Genomic DNA, 16,542 nt, shown 5'->3' on the forward strand with positions numbered 1-16,542 from the left:
CTGTCGAACTGGATCGGATCAATCACGTGGAAACCATCTATAAAATCGCGCTGGTGGTGGTGCTGCTGGTGGTGATCTTCAGCCTCGGCCAGGCGCTGTACTTCATGATGACCGACAAGGACGACGACCGCCGCACGGTATGGGCGCTGACCCGCCGCATCGGCCTGTCGCTGCTGTTCATCGCCATGGTCGCGTTCGGCATCTGGATGGGCTGGCTGCACCCCCACGACGTCGGCCAGTGATTGTAACCGCCACGGCCGCGGCCGTTTCCCTGCTACACGAAAAAGCCCGCCGGATAGCGGGCTTTTTCGTATCCGAAACCGATCCGGAGCAATGCTCTTTATGAAGAGTCCGGCCATGGATGGCCGGTTCTTGATCTTCGCTCTCCGCGACAGGACGTCGCGTCAAATCAAAGTATGTAGACGAACATGAACAGGCCGAGCCAGACCACGTCGACGAAGTGCCAGTACCAGGCCACCGCCTCGAAGCCGAAGTGGTGCTCCTTGTTGAAGTGACCCTTCAGCACGCGCAGCCAGATCACCGCCAGCATGATCGTGCCCAGCGTCACGTGCAGGCCGTGGAAGCCGGTGAGCAGGAAGAAGGTCGAGCCGTAGACGCCGCTGTGCAGGGTGAGGTTCAGCTCCTTGTACGCCTCCATGTACTCGTGCGCCTGGAAGTACAGGAAGGTGGCGCCCAGCAGCACGGTCAGGCCCAGGAACAGCAGGATCCTGCCGCGGTGGCCGGCGCGTAGCGCATGGTGCGCGATCGTCACGGTGACGCTGGAGGTGAGCAGGATCAGCGTGTTCAGCAGCGGCAGCCCCCACGCCGGCACGGTGCGGAACGCGCCTCCGGCCTGCTCCGGGCCGTTGCCGCCGTTGGCGCCCCAGGACGCGGTGTAATCGCTCCACAGGAATTCGTGGGTCAGCACGCCGTGGCCGTGACCACCGAGCCACGGCACCGAGAACATGCGGATGTAGAACAGCGCGCCGAAGAACGCGCCGAAGAACATCACCTCGGAGAAGATGAACCACATCATGCCCATGCGGAACGAGGTGTCCACCTGGTGGTTGTAGCTGCCGGCCAGCGATTCGTTGATCACCGAGCGGAACCAGCCGAAGAACATGCCCAGCACGCCGATCACGCCGAGGGTCAGCACGGTCTTGCCGAAGCCGGCGTCGCCGGGCTCGGCGTTCAGCCAGTGCGCAGCACCGAACACGGTGATGAACATGACCATCGCGGCCACGAAAGGCCAGGTGCTCCTGGCTGGAACGAAGTAAGCGTCGTGCTGCTGACCCATGGTGAGACCCCGTGGATTTCTCTTGATGACTTTTGCCCCGTCGTGCCGCCCGGGGAACTGCAAGCCGGTCGTCGAGCCGGACCGGTCGGAAAAACATGTGGCGCCCGCGATACCTTTACTTCATCAGCATGATCTGCAGGAACGACAGCAGGAAGAACGTCAGCACGATCGACACCAGCACCGTCACGGTGCGCCGCACGCCCTTGCGGCGGTCTTCGCCGTCGGTGGCGGCAGGATGGTTCGCGCTGTGCTGGGTCATTCCGGTTCGTTCCGTTGCGACGCCCGGCCGGTGTGGCCCGGGCGTCGCGGTCAGGTTCAGTCGTTCACGTGGCCGTGCGCCAGCTCGTCGTCGTTGATCACCGGCGGCACCTCGAAGGTATGGTGCGGCGCCGGCGACGGCACCGTCCACTCCAGGCCCTTGGCACCTTCCCACACGCGGTCGGTGGCCTTCTTCTTCGAGAAGAACACGCAGTGGATCACCACGCCGACGAAGATCAGCTGGGTGGCGCCGAACAGGAAGCCACCGATCGAGCTGATCATGTTGAAGTTGGCGAACGCCACGTTGTAGTCGGGAATGCGGCGCGGCATGCCGGCCAGACCCAGGAAGTGCTGCGGGAAGAACAGCACGTTGACCCAGATCACGCTGTTCCAGAAGTGCACCTTGCCCCAGAACTCGCTGTACATGTGGCCGGTCCACTTCGGCATCCAGTAGTACGCCGAGCCGATGATCGCGAACAGCGCGCCGGTCACCAGCACGTAGTGGAAGTGCGCCACCACGAAGTAGGTGTCGTGGTACTGGAAGTCGGCCGGCACCAGCGCCAGCATCAGGCCGGAGAAGCCGCCGATGGTGAACAGGATGATGAAGGCGAGCGCGAACAGCATCGGCGTCTCGAACGTCATCGAGCCGCCCCACATGGTGGCAACCCAGTTGAACACCTTCACGCCGGTCGGCACCGAGATCAGCATGGTGGCGTACATGAAGAAGATCTCGGCGCCCAGCGGCAGGCCCACCGCGAACATGTGGTGCGCCCACACGATGAACGACAGGAACGCGATGCAGGCGATCGCGAACACCATCGCCTTGTAGCCGAAGATCGGCTTGCGCGCGAAGGTCGGCACGATCTCCGAGATGATCCCGAACGCCGGCAGGATCATGATGTACACCTCGGGATGGCCGAAGAACCAGAAGATGTGCTGATACAGCACCGGGTCACCGCCGCCGCCCGGGTTGAAGAAGTTGGTACCGAAGTACTTGTCGGTGAGCAGCATGGTCACCGCGCCGGCCAGCACCGGCATCACCGCGATCAGCAGGAAGGCGGTGATCAGCCAGCTCCACACGAACACCGGCATCTTCAGGAGGTCCATGCCGGGCGCACGCATGTTGAGGATGGTGGCGATGATGTTGATCGCGCCCATGATCGAGCTGATGCCCATCAGGTGGATCGCGAATACCACATAGGCCAGCGAATCGCTCTGCAGCGATAGCGGCGGATACATCGTCCAGCCGCCGGCCGGGCCGCCGCCGGGCAGGAACAAGGTGGACAGCATCAGCAGGAAGGCGAACGGCAGGATCCAGAACGACAGGTTGTTCATGCGCGGCAGCGCCATGTCCGGCGCGCCGACCATCAGCGGGATCATCCAGTTACCGAGGCCGACGAAGGCCGGCATGATCGCGCCGAAGATCATCACCAGCGCATGCATGGTGGTCAGCTGGTTGAAGAAGTACGGCTGCATCAGCTGCATGCCGGGCTTGAACAACTCGGCGCGGATCAACATCGCAAAGCTGCCGCCGATGAAGAACATCGTCAGCGAGAAGATCAGGTACAGCGTGCCGATGTCCTTGTGGTTCGTGGACATGAACCAGCGCTGGAAGAAACTTTTCGGCGCGCCGTGGTGATCGTCGTGCTGATCATGGGTGGCTGCGTAGGACATGGCCTTGCACCTCTAACCTGGAATATTGAATGCGACTGCGGGAAAAACGGGTGCCGGGCGGGACTCAGCCCTGCTTGGCCGCGGCGGGGGCGGCGACCTGCGCGGTTTGCGGCGCCGCAGCCGGCGCGGCGGAATGCGCCTCCTGCTCGGCCAGCCACTTGGCGAAATCCGTCTTGGTCTTGACCTCCACCACGATCGGCATGAAGCCGTGGTCCTGGCCGCACAACTCGGCGCACTGGCCGCGGTAGGTGCCCGGCGTGGTGAAGTTCGCCCAGGCCGCGTTGATGATCCCGGGGATCGCGTCGAGCTTCCAGCCGGCCGCCGGCACCCACCAGGAGTGGATCACGTCGCCGCTGGTGATCACGAAGCGGATCTTGGTATCGACCGGCACCACCAGCGGCTTGTCGACATTCAGCAGGTAGGTCTTCTCGTCGCCGACCTTCACCGCGAACGGGTCCAGGCCGGAACCGAGCTGGCGGGTCTGGTCGCTCTGCGAGTCGAGCTTGGACATGAAGCCGACCTTGTCGATCGACTTGCCCATGTAGTCGACGTAGTCGTAGCGCCACTTCCACTGGTAGCCGGTGACCTTGACGGTCATCTGCGAGCCGGTGGTGTCGGCCCAGCTGGTGAGGCCGCCGGTGGCCAGGTAGGCCAGGGTGATCAGGATCAGCACCGGGATGGTCGTCCAGATCACCTCCACCGTGGTGTTGTGCGACCACTTCTCGGCGACCGCGCCACGCGACTTGCGGAAGCGGAACATCGCCACGAACATCGCGCCGAACACCAGCACGCCGATCACGGTGCACACGCCGAGCGCAATGTTGTTGAGGTGGTACGGCACCTGCGACCAGGTACTCGCGCCGCGTGCCATGTTCAGCTGCCACGGACCGGGGTCGGCCAGGGCCACGCTGCCGAACGATGCAAGGGCGAGGGCCGCCGCTGCCGTGAATGATCGCCTGATGCCGCCAGATGTCATGTCTTGCACCTTTGTTGAACCTACTTGCGCAGCTGGTTGAAATCGGCCAGCAACACCATGAGTTTCTTCGACAGCTCGATGCGTTCCTGATCCGCCAGGAAAGCGCCGATCTCCAGCTCGCGCCCGTGCGACGACAACAGCAGGCGCCGATGCCCGTCGCCCGGCTCCAGCAGCACGCGCACCCAGTACGACTGGAAGCGCATGCGGCGCCGGCTTGGCAGGGATTGCACCTCCAGCGACACGGCGTCGAGGGTGATGCGCTCACTGCGGTCGCCAGCCCGCCAGGCCACGCTCAAGGCGACGGCCACGGCGGCGGATTCGACCAGGGCAAACAGCGGAGCGAACACATTCCCCTGCCATGCACCCAGGCCGGCCGTTACCAGAACCAGCGCCACCAGAACCACGATCAAGCGACGCAGACCGCGCCGGCTGAGCATGCGATTGGGCTTGAGCCACATCGTCACGCAGGGCAAGCCGGCGGTAGCTGGTCGAAGCACGATCATGGGGACCCGGCGTGCCTGGAACACCGGAATGATAGGCCGCGGCGAGGCGGTGGGCAAGAATGTCGCACCCCGATGATCTGGATCAGGCCTGCGCGCCGCCTCGGCTGCCAGCCCGACGGGGCTCGTGCGGCACCGCGATCCGCTCGCTTCGACGACGGCCCGGCGTACAATCCGCGCCTCCCCTCCGCCACCGCGGATCCTCGCGACCTGCCCGTGACCCAGCCCATCCTCAGCCCCGAACTCCCCGTCGACAATACCCCCGCACGCGCGCGCATCACTGCCGCCTGGCTGCGCGACGAAACCGAAGCCGTCAACGACCTGCTCGCCCAGGCCACTGTGCCGCCCGTCGAACGCGAACAGGTGATCGACGTCGCCGCCGGCCTGGTCGCCCGCGTGCGCACCCGCGCGAAGGACCAGAGCGCGGTCGAATCCTTCATGCGCCAGTACGACCTGTCCTCCGAGGAAGGCGTGCTGCTGATGTGCGTGGCCGAGGCGCTGCTGCGCATCCCCGACAAGGCCACCGCCGACAAGCTGATCCGCGACAAGCTGGGCGACGCCGACTGGAAGAAGCACCTGGGCCAGAGCGAGTCGCTGTTCGTCAACGCCTCGACCTGGGGCCTGATGCTCACAGGCCGCCTGGTGAACCTGGCCGAAGAGACGCGCCACGACTTCACCGGCGCGCTGAAGCGGCTGGCCGGCCGCGCCGGCGAGCCGGCGATCCGCCTCGCCGTGCGCCAGGCGATGCGCATCATGGGCCACCAGTTCGTGATGGGGCAGACCATCGACGAGGCGCTGGACCGCTGCGCCAAGAAGGAATACGCGGTCTACCGCTACTCCTACGACATGCTGGGCGAGTCCGCGCTCACCGCCGAGACCGCCGAGCGCTACCAGGAAGACTACCGCCGCGCGATCGCTGCACTCGGCGCGCGCGGCCCGTTTGCCAACCACACCGACGCCCCCTCGATTTCGGTGAAGCTGTCCGCGCTGCACCCGCGCTACGAGGTGGCCAAGCGCGAGCTGGCCCGGCGCCAGCTCACCGAGAAGCTGCTGGAACTGTCGCAGCTGGCGATGAAGCACGGCATCGCGCTGTCGGTCGACGCCGAGGAGGCCGATCGCCTCGAACTGTCGCTGGACATCATCGGCGACGTCTTCGCGCACCCCTCGCTGGCGGGCTGGAACGGCCTCGGCATCGTGGTGCAGGCGTACTCCAAGCGCACCCCGTTCGTGATCGACTGGCTGATCGAGACCGCGCGCAGCAGGGGCCGCCGCTGGTACGCGCGGCTGGTCAAGGGCGCCTACTGGGATGCCGAGATCAAGCGCGCGCAGGAACAGGGGCTGGCCGGCTATCCGGTATACACGCGCAAGCCGAACACCGACGTGTCCTACCTCGCCTGCGCGCGCAAGCTGTTCGATGCCGGCAGCGAGCTGATCTACCCGCAGTTCGCCACCCACAATGCGCACACCATCGCCGCCGTGCACCACCTCGCGCACGGCCGGCCGTTCGAGTTCCAGCGCCTGCACGGCATGGGCACCGACCTGTACGCCGAGGTGATCGGCCCGCAGAACTTGAACGTGCCGTGCCGGGTCTATGCGCCGGTCGGCACGCACGAGGACCTGCTGCCGTACCTGGTGCGCCGCCTGCTCGAGAACGGCGCCAACACCAGCTTCGTCAACCGCGTGGTGGACGAAACGCTGCCGGTGCGCGAGCTGGTCGCCGACCCGTGCGAGACGGTGCGCCGCTTCGCCTCCATTCCGCACCCGCGCATCCCGCTGCCGGTGAACCTCTACGGCGAGAATGCTGCGCTGGCGCAGCATTCTAATTTTGTATCCAGGAAGAATTCCATGGGCGTCAATTTCTCCAACGACAACGAACTGAAAGCGATGGCCGACGCGGTCAACGCAAATGCCGGCCCGTGGACCGCCGGCCCGCTGGTGCCCGGTGCGACGGCCAGCGGCCCGACCGTGCAGGTGACCAACCCCGCCGATCGCCGCCAGACCGTCGGCAGCTATGTCAGCGCCGACAGCGCCAGCGTCGACAAGGCGCTGGCCAACGCGGTCGCCGCCCAGCCCGGCTGGGATCGCCTGCCCGCGGCCAGCCGCGCCGCAATCCTCGAACACGCCGCCGAACAGCTCGAAGCGCGCCGCGGCGAGTTCATCGCGCTGTGCGTGCGCGAGGCTGGCAAGAGCCTGCCCGACGCGATCGCCGAGATCCGCGAGGCGGCCGATTTCCTGCGTTACTACGCCACCATGGCGCGCCGCCTGTTCGGCCAGCCCGAGCAGTTGCCCGGCCCCACCGGCGAGAGCAACCAGCTGTTCCTCAACGGCCGTGGCGTGTTCGTCTGCATCAGCCCGTGGAACTTCCCGCTGGCGATCTTCCTGGGCCAGGTCAGTGCCGCGCTGGCCGCCGGCAACAGCGTGATCGCCAAGCCAGCCGAGCAGACCTCGCTGATCGGCCATGCGGCGGTGAAACTGCTGCACGAAGCCGGCGTGCCGGTCGACGTGCTGCAATACCTGCCGGGCGATGGCGCCACCGTGGGCGCCGCGCTGACGAAAGACCCGCGCGTGGCCGGCGTCGCCTTCACCGGCTCCACCGAGACCGCCTGGGCGATCAACCGTGCACTGGCCGCGCGCAACGCACCGATCGCCGCGCTGATCGCCGAGACCGGCGGCCAGAACGCGATGATCGCCGACTCCTCCGCCCTGCCCGAGCAGATCGTCAAGGACGTGATCGCCTCCGCGTTCCAGTCCGCCGGCCAGCGCTGCTCGGCCGCGCGCGTGCTGTTCGTGCAGGAGGACATCGCCGACAAGGTCACCGCGATGCTGGCCGGCGCGATGGGCGAGCTGAAGGTGGGCGACCCGGGCCAGCTCTCCACCGACGTGGGCCCGGTGATCGACGAGGACGCCAGGCGCATCCTGGTCGACCACGCCGCACGCATGGACACCGAGGCGAAGAAGATCGGCGAGGTCGCGCTCGACCCGGCGACCACCAGCCACGGTACCTTCTTTGCCCCGCGCGCCTATGAGATCGGTTCGCTGGCCACGCTGACCCGCGAGGTGTTCGGCCCGGTGCTGCACATCATCCGCTGGAAGGGCAGCGAGCTGGCCCAGGTGGTCGATCAGATCAACGCCACCGGCTACGGCCTCACGCTGGGCGTGCACAGCCGCATCAACGACACCGTCGACTACATCAGCAGCCACGCCCGCGTCGGCAACTGCTACGTCAACCGCAACCAGATCGGCGCGGTGGTCGGCGTGCAGCCGTTCGGCGGCGAGAACCTGTCCGGCACCGGCCCCAAGGCGGGCGGCCCGCACTACCTGCTGCGCTTCGCCGGCGAGCGCACGCTCACCATCAACACCACCGCCGCCGGCGGCAATGCCTCGCTGCTGACGATCGGCGAGTGATCCCCCGCCGCGGCGGCTCGTGCCATGGAGCCGCTGCGGCGACGGTGTTCCGGTTCGGCATGCGGGGCCTCGCCAGGGTTGGAGCGGGCGCCGCCGCACGGCCTGGCCACGTTCCGTGCCCAATGCCTTGCATGCCATGCGCGGCTCCGCCAGTCTCGGTTTTGTACCCGAACGCAGAGCGCGCACGATCATGACCGACTCCAGTGATCTCGCCGTCACCCTGCAGCACATGCGCAACGCGCAACTGCGCGATCCGCTGCCTGCGTGGCCGCTGCGCGCACGACGCCTGCGCGCCCTGGAGACGATGCTGCTCGAACAGCGGGCGGCGTTCGCCGCGGCGATCGACGCCGATTTCGGGCAGCGTCCGGTCGAGGAGACCGACCTGCTGGAGGTCTTTCCCAGCCTGTCGGCGGTCCGCCATGCGCTCGGCCACGGCCGACGCTGGATGAAGCCGCGGCGGCGCCTCGCCGACCTGCTGTTCCTGCCTGCGCGCACCGAGCTGCGGCCGCAGCCGCGCGGCGTGGTCGGCATCATCGTGCCGTGGAACTACCCGCTGTATCTGGCAGTCGGCCCGCTGGTCGACGCGCTGGTCGCCGGCAACCGCGTGATGCTGAAGATGAGCGAATACACGCCGCGCTTCTCCGCGCTGTTCGCCGAGCAGGTGGCGAAGTATTTCCCCTCTGGCGAAGTGCTGGTGGTGACCGGCGACGCCGGAGTGGCGCAGGCGTTCTCCGCCCTGCCGTTCGACCACCTGCTGTTCACCGGCTCCACCGCGGTGGGCCATCACGTGATGCGCGCGGCCGCGGCCAACCTCACCCCGGTGACGCTGGAGCTGGGCGGCAAGTCGCCGGCGATCATCGGCCCCGGTGCGCGCTTCGGGCAGGCGGTGGAACGCATCATGTTCGGCAAGCTGGTCAACGCCGGACAGACCTGCATCGCGCCGGACTACGTGCTGCTGCCGCGCGCGCGCGTGGCGGAATTCGTCGAGCTGGCGGGCCGGGCGATGGCGCGGATGTATCCGCGCCTGGGCGCGAACACGCAGTACGCCAGCATCGCCTCCGACCGCCAGTACCAGCGCCTGGCTGGCCTGCGCGACGATGCGGTGGCCGCGGGCGCGCAGGTGCATGCGCTCGGTGAAACGGCGGAGGATCCGGCACGCCGCCTGCTTCCGCCCCAACTGCTGACCGGCGTCGACGACGGCATGGCGGTGATGCGCGAGGAGATCTTCGGCCCGCTGCTGCCGCTGCTGCCGTACGACTCGCTGGACGAGGCCATCGCCCATGTCGCCACACGCCCGCATCCGCTGGCGCTGTACCTGTTCGAGAACGACCCGGCCCGCATCGACCAGGTGCTGGCGCGCACCCATGCCGGCGGCGTCAGCCTCAACGACACGCTGTACCACATCGCCCAGCATGATCTGCCATTCGGCGGTGTCGGCGCGTCCGGCATGGGCGGGTATCACGGCGAGGCGGGCTTCCGCACCTACTCGCACCTGAAGCCAGTATTCCGCCAGGCGCGCTGGAACGGTGCCAGCCTGTTCAACCCGCCCTACGGCGCGCGCTTCCGGCGCCTGCTCGCCCTGCTGCTGCGCCGCGGCTGAGAAATCCCTCGCACAAAAAAACCTCCCCGCCGGGGCGGGGAGGTTTCGCTTGCGCGGTCACGGCATGCCGGGGGTCAGAACTTGTACGTCGCCGACAGGCCGAGCAGGTTGCCGTAGTCGTCGAAGTTGCCGGTGACCGCGTCGCCCGTGGAGCTGGTGCTGTTGATGTGCGCCTGGTTCACGAAGATGTGCGCATACGAGGCGTTGATCTCGAAGCGGTCGCTCGCCTTGTAGCCGATGCCCACCGTCGCCAGCTTGCGGGTGGAGTCCGGCACGCGCACGTCACGCACCGAGTTGTAGGTCGGCGTGGTGTCGACCGCGATGCCCGCGCGCAGCGTGACCTTGTCGTTGAGGTAGTAGTCACCGCCGATCGAGGCGTAGACCGTGTTGCGCCAGTTGAACGTCTCGGCGGTGTCGGGCTGCCCGGGATTGCCGTACTTGACGCGCAGTTCCTTGAACACGTCCCACTTGGTGTAGGCGAAGTCGATGCCCAGGCCGAACTTCTCCGCCTGATGCCAGTAGCTCGCGCTGATCACGGCCGGTGTGGTGAAGTTGGCGCTGCCGGTGGTGTGGGAGAACGACGGAATCGAGCCGGCCAGCGCCGGATTGGCGAGCAGCAGGTCGTAGCCCGGCGTGGTGTTGAAGTTGCCGGTGCCCTCGAGGCGATGGCTGATCTTGGAGCGGTAGTTCAGCGCCAGCTTGTCGTTCGGCGTGAGCTTCCAGAAGGCGCCGACCTGGTAGCCGTAGGCCCAGTCGTCACCCTTGACGCGGGCATAGCCGTCCACGCCCTGCGGCGTCACCGCCGCCACGCCAGCCGCGGCGGCCTGGCCCTGCTGCACGGCCTGCTGGATCATGGCGGCAGCCATGGCCGGCGGAATCTGGCCGGCGGCAGCAGCGGCCTGGATCTTCGCGACGCCGGCCGCGGTCTTCGCCCCGATGCCCTGCTGGATGCCCAGGCCCACCGCGTTGAAGTTGATCGCGCTGGTCAGCTCGGCCGAAGTGCGCTGCGCGATCGCGCTCACGCCCAGGGCAAACGTGTCGGTCACGTCGTACGACGCCGAGAGGGTGGCATCGAGCGACTGGAACTTGGACTTGATGCCGTTGTAACGGCCCACCCAGTTGCGGTCGTACTCGGTCTGGAAGCCGAACGGGACCGAGAAGCCAAGGCCCAGGTGCACCTTGTCCGAGACCTTGCTGGAAATAAACAGCGCCGGCACCGGCAGGGTGGTGCCCGCGTCGCCGCCGTTGCCACCGGAGATCGGACGGCCCAGCACGTCGTGCGCGCTGCCGTTGAACCTGGCACTGAAATTGATGGCGGTAACGTCGGCCTGGAGGTAGGTGCCGTCCAGCTCGGTCATCGCCGCGGGATTGTTCGCCACCACCGAGGCATCGCCGCCGGCGGTCGCCGAGCCGGCGTAGGCACGTCCCATGCTCTTGGTGCTGTTTTCCTTGAGCTGGAACGCGCTGGCATCGGCGCTTGCAGGGGCGACCAGTGCACCAATGATCGCGATGCTCAGCGCGGCGAGCGCCAATGGACGGGTTGCGCCCGAAAGAGAACGGAAAGACGTGTGCATCGCATGCTCCTGCGTGTTGTGGTGCGACTTATGGTTATCGGAAGGCTGCAGGTAGGGTGTATTGATTCATACGCGCGTTTGAACTACCTGCGCGGAACTTAGCCCTCTTGCACAAGGCGTTGCAAGTGCGGTCGCAACAAAATACTAACGCGGCCATTGCATCTGGATGGGCAGACTGGGATCGGCGGCGAGGGGGCTGCTACCCTCCCGCGCCGGCGGTCGACGCCAGCATCACCCCCTCTGCCCAGCGAGCCGCACCATGCAATGCTTCGTCTATGCCAGCGTGCGCAAGGCCGACAGCTACCTGTGGCTGGCGCAGCGCGACGCGTTCGACCTGCTGCCCGAACCGCTGGCCTTGTTGCTGGGCGAATTGCGCTTCGTGATGGAGGTGCAGCTGGACGAGCAGCGCAAATTGCCGGTCGAGGATGCCGTGCAGGTGCTCGAGCACCTGCACGCGCAGGGCTGGCACCTGCAGCTGCCGCCGCAGGAGACCCTCGCCAGCGCCAACCACCCCGCGTATACCCATTCACCGCGGGACGATCGGGACGATTGAATCGCGCGCCGTGCCGCCGCATGCGGTGCATGCGGAACCAAGTCGAGCGTTAACACTTGGTTACCGCCTGCATCTCCAACGATTTCTATACTGTCCCCATGAACCAGCCCAAATCGCGCCGCCGCCCGCCCCTCCTGCACGCCCTCGCCTGGTTCATACCGGGATTGATCGCGGTCGCCGCCGCCGGGCTGGCCAGCCATCCGCTGACCCTGATCCCGCTGCTGCTGGCCAATGCGCTGACCATGGCCGCGATCTGCCATGCGATCGGCTTCGATCCCGAGCCCAGCTTCGGCCGCACCGTGCTGCGCCGGGGCGCCGCCCACCTGGTGATGTTCACCGGCTACACCGTGCTGGTGTTCGTGCTGGTGGCCTGGCCGATGCTGCAGCTGACCCATGGGGCCAGCCTCAGCGCAGCACTGGCGCTGGCCGCAGCGCTGGTGCTGGCGCTGTTGGCGCTATGGCGGCTGTGGCCGGCGTTCGGGCTGGTGTTCGTCTGGGACGACGCCTATCCCAGCCAGCGCGACGGCTCATGGATCTTCACCGCCACCTTGCGCAGCATGGCGTTCGGTCGCCACCTGTCGCGCGAGGAGCGCTTCTTCAGCCACTTCCTGCCGGCCGCGTTCGCGCTGCTGGCGCTGGCCTTCGGCGCGATCGCGCTGACCGGGCTGTACGGCGTGCTGCCGCCGGAGCCGCGCATCGCCGCGCTGGCGATCTACGGCGTGGTGCTGCTGCCGCTGGGCTGCCTGGTGATCGCCAACCGCACGCTGCGCGCGCTGCTGTGCGAGCGCCACCAGCCACGCCGGCGCGGCGATCTCGACGGTCGCGCCGCGCCCGCCCCGCGCCCGGTGCTGAACGAGCAGGAACGCGCCGCCGGCACGCCCGAGCAGGCCGCTGCGTTGCTGGCCGCGATCCGTGGGGGCGACATCGAGCGTGCGCTGGCGCTGATCGAGGCCGGTGCCGACCCCGATACCGCGCCGCTCGCCGACGACCGCGACCAGCGCCCGGCGCTGATGCTGGCCGCGCTGTTGCCCGATACCCGCCTGCTGCGTGCACTGATCGCCAGGGGCGCCGACGTGAACCGGGCCAGCGGCGGCCTCACCCCGTTGCTGGCCGCCACCCGCGACAGCTGGCACGGCCGCGCCGAAGCGGTGCTGACCCTGCTCGCCAACGGCGCCAGCCCGCTGGTCACCGACGCCGAGGGCAACACCCCGCTGCACGGCGCCGTGCTCAGCGCCGATGCCGGCGTGGCGGCGATGCTGCTGGACGCGGCCGCGCCGATCGATGCACTGAACAAGGCCGGCGTCAGCCCGCTGGCTACCGCCTGCCGCGCCGCCAACTGGCCGCTGGTGAAGTTCCTGCTCGAGCGTGGCGCCAAGCCGGCGCCGGCCGGCGGCGAGCCGGCGCTGGTAGCCGCCGCCGGCATCGCCGACGACGACGCCGAAGGAGTCAGGCTGCTGCTCAAGCAGCGCGCCGCGGTCAACGCGGTGGATGCACGCAAGCGCAGCGCGCTGCTCGCCGCCGCCGCCGAGGGCCATGAGCAGATCGCCCGCGCGCTGCGCGCCGCCGGCGCCGACGTCAACCTGGCCGACCGCCACGGCGGCACCGCGCTGATGGAAGCCGCGCGCGCCGGCGCGGGCGGCATCGTGCAGTTGCTGGCCGAGGCGAAGGCCGACGCCAGCGCACGCGACAGCCATGGCCGCGACGCGCTGACCCTGGCCTGCCAGTCCCCGCACGCCCACGTCGAGACGGTGCGCGCGCTGCGCGCGCTGGGTGCCGACCCCAGGGCCGCCGGCGGCGACGGCCGCAGCGCGCTCGACCACGCCGCCGCCGCGGGTCGCTGGGACCTGGTCGCCATGCTCGATCCCGACACGCCGCTGCCGGCCAGCCTCAGCCAGGACGTGCTGGCCGAAGGCAGCGACACGCCAGCCCACCTGCTCGATGCGCTGCGCTTCGGCCATTGGGCGATCGTCTCGGGCTTCGCCGAACGCGTGCGCGAATGGCCACAGCAGCAACTGGCGCAACTGTACCTGGAGCTGGCCGCGCCCGGCTCGGCCGCCGCCCGCCGCTGGCTGCTCGACCACGGCCTCGACGCCGAGGCACGGCTGGAGGCGCCGCGCACCGACGACGCCGACACCGCCGACGCACCGGTGCCGCCGCCGCCGGGCCAGCGCCTGTTCGACGCCCTGCTGCCGGCATTGCCGGATGCGACCGAGGCACTGGAGGATCTGTTGCAGGCCGGCGCCAGCCCGGCCGGCGCCGGCCTGCTGGCGCGGGCGCTGGCGCAACTGGGCAGTGCGGCGCAGGGCGCCGCCCTGCCGCTGCAACTGCTTGAGCGCGGCGCCGATCCGTTCGGCCCGGACCCGCGCGGGCGCACCCCGCTGCAGCTCGCCGCGGCCCACGCCCAACCCGCATTGCTGCAAGCCTTGCTGGCGCGCGGCTGCGACCCGAACACGCGCGACCGCGACGGCCGCACGCCGCTGTTCGCCGCGCTGGAACATGGCGCGCAGGCGCTGCCGCTGGTACGCGCGCTGATCGCCCACGGTGCGAATCCCGAGACAACTGACGCGAACGGCGAGACGCCGCTGGGACTGGCGCTCGAGCACCCGGCGGTGGAACGCTGGCTGGACTGGCGCGACTGGCCGCGGCCGCACCGCCCGCTGCGCGCCACCGACCTGCCGGCCGCGGCCGCCGTCGGTGCGCCCGCTTCGGTACGGCGCCTGCTGGAGCTGGGCTTCGCCGTGGACACCCGCGACGAGCAAGGCGCCTCGGCCCTGCTGCGCGCGTGCGGCGCCGGGCACCGCGAGGTCGCCGCCTGCCTGCTCGACGCCGGCGCCGACCCCTCGCTGGCCGCGCACAGTGGCGTGACGCCGCTGGCCGCCGCCGTCGCCGCCCGGCGCGAAGCACTGGTGGCGCTGCTGCTGCAGCACCAGGTGGCCGTCGACCAGCGCCTGCCGAACGAAGCCACCGCACTGATGGTGGCCGCCGCGATGGGCTACCCGGAAATCGCCGAACAACTGCTCGACGCCGGCGCTGACGTCAACGCGGTCGACGGCACCGGCCGCAGCGCACTGCACGCCGCCGCGCAGTTCGGCTTCGAGCACAACGACAGCCTGCGCGCGCGCCGCCTGTTCGACAGCCTGCTCAAGCACGGCGCGGACATCAACCACGCCGACAGCGAGGGCAAGACTCCGCTGCTGCTACTGCTGGGCGCGCAGCTGCGCCCCGGCAGCGCCTGCGACGCCACCCATATCGGCGCACTGGTACCGCCGCTGCTGGAGGCCGGCGCCAAGGTCGGCCACGCCGACCAGCGCGGTGTCACCGCGCTGCACGCCTGCGCGATGCACGCGCTGCTGCCGCCGGCGCGCGTGCTGCTGTCGCGCGGTGCCGACCGCGCCGCGGTGGACGCGTTCGGCCGCACCGCCGCCGAGGTGGCGCGGCAGTTGGGCTACGTCGACATCGCGCATGAGCTGGCCACGCGCAACACTGCGATCCCCAGCGTGCGGCAGACCCTGCGTCAGCCGGCGCAGCCAGCCGAATAGGCTTCCGCCCCGGCATCGTCTTCCACCGCGGCGGCCATTGCCGCGGCATGGCGCCAGCGCAGCGAGCGCCAGGCGTCCAGCACCTGCGTGGTGGCGATCTCGTCCACGCGCCGCACCGCCGGCAGGCCGCCCAGCACCGTCACGTCGCTGCCCGCGCCGCTGCGCGGGGTCCACAACCGCGGCGAGCGGGAGCCCATCAGCACCACCAGCGGGCAGCCCATGGCCGCGGCCAGGTGCCCCGGCCCGGTATCCACCGAGACCATGCTGTGCGCCGTGTCGAGCAGGGCCTTCAGGCGGCCGAGCGGCAAGGCGGCGGCGGCGATCCGGGGCCGTTCCCGGCCCACGGCCGAGATCAGCGCATCGAGGTAGCCGCTCTCAGCCGGCGAGCCGCAAAACAGCACCTGCGCGTGCGGCAGCTGGCGGCTGATGGCATGCGCCAAGGCCGCCCAGCACTGCGCCGGCCACGACTTGTCGTCATCCCCGGCGGCACGCACCCCGTTCCAGCGCATGGTGCGCTTGTTGGCCGGCTGCAGCAGCACCAGCGGGCGACCGGCGAAGCCGCGCGCGCGCAGCCAGGCCTCGCCATCGGCGCGCTCGGCCGCGCTGGCCCGCAGCCGCGGCGCGGCCGGCACCGGCGTCGCCAGCGGCACACAGCTGGCGCGGAATGCCGGCGGCGTGGTGTCGCCGAAGCGCAGCAGCATGTCCACCCAGTGCTCGTCCGCGATCGATGGCATGTCCTCGATGAAGGTGCAGTGCTCGGCGCTCACCCCGGCCAGCGCCAGCATCGGGCGCACCTTGGTCCGCGTGCGTTCCAGCGGCTCGCTGATGTACAGCGGCGCCCCGCGCAGGCGCCGCAAAGCCAGCGCGGCACGCCAGCGCCGCGGGCGCAGCCACAACGGCCCGTACTGCGAATCCAGGGGAATGCACCCGGCCACCTCCGGCGCCGCCGAGTACAGCGCCGGCGGCCAGTCGCCCAGCGCCAGCAACCGGCAGGGCTGGCCGTAGCGCAGGTGCAGCTTGTGCAGCAACGGCTGCAGCAGGACGGTGTCGCCGAGCCGGCCGAAGCGGATCACCACGGGGCCGGTTGCAGGTCGGTTATCGGGAGGCATGTTGCCGGGCAACGCCGGAGCCGGCGGCCGGTTGACACGCGTCCGCTGCCTTTGCCC

At 69.1% G+C, this 16,542-nt stretch carries 12 protein-coding genes; 5 read left to right on the forward strand and 7 right to left on the reverse strand.

Annotated features, from left to right (window positions below):
* The first annotated feature begins 26 nt into the window (after positions 1-26).
* On the forward strand, positions 27-242 hold the full coding sequence (locus tag AC1Q5A_RS11375) for a twin transmembrane helix small protein (RefSeq protein WP_068092259.1): 216 nt from the start codon (positions 27-29) through the stop codon (positions 240-242).
* 167 nt (positions 243-409) lie between these two features.
* Here the strand turns inward: AC1Q5A_RS11375 and AC1Q5A_RS11380 are convergent, their stop codons facing one another.
* The 5 genes from AC1Q5A_RS11380 to AC1Q5A_RS11400 all read right to left on the reverse strand — a co-directional run bounded on the left by AC1Q5A_RS11380 (position 410) and on the right by AC1Q5A_RS11400 (position 4,663).
* Positions 410-1,297 (reverse strand): cytochrome c oxidase subunit 3, encoded by an 888-nt coding sequence (locus AC1Q5A_RS11380; protein WP_492700829.1) that lies wholly within the window; start codon positions 1,295-1,297, stop codon positions 410-412.
* Positions 1,298-1,412: 115 nt separating this feature from the next.
* Complete coding sequence (locus AC1Q5A_RS11385) at positions 1,413-1,556, reverse strand: hypothetical protein (RefSeq protein WP_492700830.1); 144 nt, start codon at positions 1,554-1,556, stop codon at positions 1,413-1,415.
* Between the two features lie 56 nt (positions 1,557-1,612).
* Positions 1,613-3,229 carry a cytochrome c oxidase subunit I gene (gene ctaD, locus AC1Q5A_RS11390; RefSeq protein WP_492700831.1) on the reverse strand — a complete coding sequence of 539 codons (1,617 nt, stop codon included), beginning with the start codon at positions 3,227-3,229 and terminating at the stop codon, positions 1,613-1,615.
* Positions 3,230-3,293: 64 nt separating this feature from the next.
* Positions 3,294-4,205, reverse strand: coding sequence for a cytochrome c oxidase subunit II (gene coxB, locus AC1Q5A_RS11395; RefSeq protein ID WP_492700832.1), 912 nt, complete (start codon positions 4,203-4,205; stop codon positions 3,294-3,296).
* 20 nt (positions 4,206-4,225) lie between these two features.
* Positions 4,226-4,663 (reverse strand): DUF2244 domain-containing protein, encoded by a 438-nt coding sequence (locus tag AC1Q5A_RS11400; protein WP_492700862.1) that lies wholly within the window; start codon positions 4,661-4,663, stop codon positions 4,226-4,228.
* A 258-nt stretch (positions 4,664-4,921) separates the two neighbouring features.
* Between AC1Q5A_RS11400 and putA the strand changes: the two genes are divergently transcribed.
* Together putA and AC1Q5A_RS11410 are read left to right on the forward strand one after the other, a co-directional pair.
* Positions 4,922-8,110, forward strand: coding sequence for a bifunctional proline dehydrogenase/L-glutamate gamma-semialdehyde dehydrogenase PutA (gene putA, locus AC1Q5A_RS11405; RefSeq protein ID WP_492700833.1), 3,189 nt, complete (start codon positions 4,922-4,924; stop codon positions 8,108-8,110).
* 190 nt (positions 8,111-8,300) lie between these two features.
* On the forward strand, positions 8,301-9,710 hold the full coding sequence (locus tag AC1Q5A_RS11410; RefSeq protein WP_492700834.1) for a coniferyl aldehyde dehydrogenase: 1,410 nt from the start codon (positions 8,301-8,303) through the stop codon (positions 9,708-9,710).
* Positions 9,711-9,784: 74 nt separating this feature from the next.
* Here the strand turns inward: AC1Q5A_RS11410 and AC1Q5A_RS11415 are convergent, their stop codons facing one another.
* Positions 9,785-11,284 (reverse strand): OmpP1/FadL family transporter, encoded by a 1,500-nt coding sequence (locus AC1Q5A_RS11415; RefSeq protein WP_492700835.1) that lies wholly within the window; start codon positions 11,282-11,284, stop codon positions 9,785-9,787.
* A 259-nt stretch (positions 11,285-11,543) separates the two neighbouring features.
* On the opposite strand from AC1Q5A_RS11415, the gene AC1Q5A_RS11420 reads away from it, so the two are divergent.
* Together AC1Q5A_RS11420 and AC1Q5A_RS11425 are read left to right on the forward strand one after the other, a co-directional pair.
* Positions 11,544-11,837, forward strand: coding sequence for a YcgL domain-containing protein (locus tag AC1Q5A_RS11420; protein WP_492700836.1), 294 nt, complete (start codon positions 11,544-11,546; stop codon positions 11,835-11,837).
* A gap of 98 nt (positions 11,838-11,935) precedes the next feature.
* Positions 11,936-15,376 (forward strand): ankyrin repeat domain-containing protein, encoded by a 3,441-nt coding sequence (locus tag AC1Q5A_RS11425; RefSeq protein ID WP_492700837.1) that lies wholly within the window; start codon positions 11,936-11,938, stop codon positions 15,374-15,376.
* Here the strand turns inward: AC1Q5A_RS11425 and AC1Q5A_RS11430 are convergent.
* Complete coding sequence (locus AC1Q5A_RS11430; RefSeq protein WP_492700838.1) at positions 15,352-16,452, reverse strand: glycosyltransferase family 9 protein; 1,101 nt, start codon at positions 16,450-16,452, stop codon at positions 15,352-15,354. The genes AC1Q5A_RS11425 and AC1Q5A_RS11430 overlap by 25 nt on opposite strands.
* Positions 16,453-16,542 lie beyond the last annotated feature (90 nt).

The sequence above is a fragment of the Rhodanobacter sp. GW835-FHT13D09 genome, from assembly GCF_058793995.1.